This window comes from Streptomyces bicolor, assembly GCF_000719285.1.
In the GTDB taxonomy this organism is placed as follows: Bacteria; Actinomycetota; Actinomycetes; order Streptomycetales; family Streptomycetaceae; genus Streptomyces; species Streptomyces bicolor.
In genome coordinates this window covers 1-2,385 of sequence record NZ_JOFS01000089.1, presented here as the reverse complement: position 1 = coordinate 2,385, position 2,385 = coordinate 1, and the positions used below count along the sequence as shown (strand labels likewise).

General features: G+C 71.2%; 1 protein-coding gene and 1 pseudogene. Both read left to right on the top strand.

From position 1 onward, the window contains the following. Positions 1-4: 4 nt before the first annotated feature. Positions 5-199 (top strand): annotated as a pseudogene (locus IF78_RS50585) (condensation domain-containing protein); the annotation flags it as partial. 164 nt (positions 200-363) lie between these two features. Continuing rightward, positions 364-2,385 (top strand): condensation domain-containing protein (locus IF78_RS50290; RefSeq protein ID WP_031498875.1); only part of this gene is annotated, 2,022 nt, incomplete at its 3' end.

Genomic DNA, 2,385 nt, shown 5'->3' with positions numbered 1-2,385 from the left:
GCTGGTGCTGGTGGCGCACCACCTGGTGGTGGACGGGGTGTCGTGGCGGATCCTGCTGCCGGACCTTCAGTCCGCCTGCGAGGCCGCAGCCGCAGGCCGAACACCCGAACTCGACCCCGTGGCAACGTCGTTCAAGCAATGGGCCACCCTTCTCACCGACCAGGCCACCTCGGACCGCCGGGCCTCCGAGTCGGACGCCTGGATAGAGCTGTCACGGGTGCCCGATGTCGTCCTGGGAAAGCGGGGGTTGGACGCGGCAGTGGACACGGCCGGGACCATGACGCACCGCTCATGGACCGTCCCGGCGCGGGACGCGGCCCAGTTGGTGAATGTGACGCCGACCCTATTCCACTGTGGTGGCAGGTGCGGTCGGTACCCGGCGGTGACGGTCTGGGCTACGGCCTGCTGCGCTACCTCAACCCGCGGACGAGCCCCGTTCTGTCCGAACTTCCCGCCGCACAGATCGGCTTCAACTACCTGGGCCGATTCACCACGGCCGGCCGACAGCAGTCCACCGCCGACGAACCCTGGCAGCTGAGCGGACAGACCGCGATCGGCGGCACGGTCGCACCGCGGACACCCGCCCTGCACACCCTGGAAGCCGCCGCGACCGTACAGGACCGTGCCGACGGGCCGGAGTTGACCGTCACCCTCAGCTGGCCGAGCGGTCTGCTCGATGAGGCGGCGGCGCAGGAGCTGGGTCAGGCATGGATACGGGTGCTGAGCTCGCTGGCCGCGCACACGGCCGGCCCCGCCGCGGGCGGCCACACCCCGTCCGACTTCCCCCTCGTCCGCCTCACACCGCACGGCGTGGCGGAACTGGAAGCCCGGGTGCCCGACCTGGTCGACATCTGGCCACTGTCACCGCTGCACGAAGGCATGCTCTTCCACGCCGCCTTCGACGACGAGGGACCGGACGTCTACCAGACACAGCGTCTGCTGGCCCTCGACGGCCCACTCGACGCGGCACGCCTGCGGGCGTCGTGGGAGGCGGTACTCGCCCGACACCCGGTCCTACGGGCCGGCTTCCACGAGCAGGACTCCGGCGAGGCGGTCCAGGTCGTCGCCCGGAACGTGGAACTCCCGTGGCAGGAGGCCGACCTCTCCGCGCTTCCGGAGGCCGCCGCACTGGCCGAGGCCGAACGGCTGGCCCGGAGCGACCTCTCCCGACGTTTCGACCTGACCGAGCCGCCGCTTCTGCGTCTGCTGCTGGTCCGGCTGGGCGAGGGCCGGCACCGGCTCGCCATCACCTGCCACCACATCCTGCTGGACGGCTGGTCGATGCCGATCGTCCTCAACGAGGTATCCGCCGTCTACGCGGACGGCCGTGACGCCCCCACCCTGAAGCGGGCGGCTTCCTACCGGGACTACCTGGCGTGGCTCGGCCGTCAGGACAAGGAGGCCGCTCGCGCCGCATGGCGGAAGGAACTGTCCGGCGCGGACGAGCCGACGCTGGTTGCCCCCGCCACAGCGGGGACCTCGCCGACCACGTCGGACGTGGTCTGGGAGCAACTGTCCCTGGAACGGACCGCCGAACTCACCGAGTGGGCGCGCTCGCAGGGCCTGACGCTGAACACCGTGGTGCAGGGCGCGTGGGCGCTGGTGCTGGCTCGCCTCGCGGGCCGTACGGATGTCGTCTTCGGCGGCACGGTGGCGGGCCGCCCGCCCGAGCTGCCGGACGTCGAGTCGATGGTGGGCCTGTTCATCAACACGCTCCCCGTGCGTGTACGACTCGAAGCCGACCAGCCCATGGTGGGCATGCTCACCGAGCTCCAGGAACACCAAGCGGCACTGATCGCCCACCAGCACCTCGGCCTGCCGGGCATCCAGCAACTCGCCGGTCCCGGCGCGACGTTCGACACCATGCTGATGTTCGAGAACTACCCGCGCGGATCCGTCGCCCTCTCCGGCTCCGACCGGTCGGGCGACGAGGTGACGATCACCCGGCTCCACACCGTCGCGGGCACCCACTACCCGCTGGCGGTGGGCGTCGTCCCCACCGACCGCCTCCGCGTGGTGGTGACCTACCGACCGGACCTCTTCGACGGGCAACAGGCCGGCCTGATCGCCCGACGCGTCGTGCGGGTCCTGGAGGAGATGCTGCGGAATCCGCTCGCGCTGGTGGGGCGGGTGGGTGTGCTGGGTGCGGTGGAGCGTGCGGCCGTGCTGGACGGGTCGAGCGCGGTGGGGAACGGGGTTGCGAAGGGTTCTGTGCCGGAGTTGGTTGCGGAGCGGGTGCGGGTGGCTTCGGGTGCGGTGGCGTTGGTGGGGGGTGGTCGGTCGCTTTCGTATGGGGAGTTGTGGGCGGCGTCGGGGCGGGTGGCGGCGTATTTGGTGGGTGTGGGTGTGGGGCGTGGTGATCGGGTCGCGGTGGTGATGGAGCGG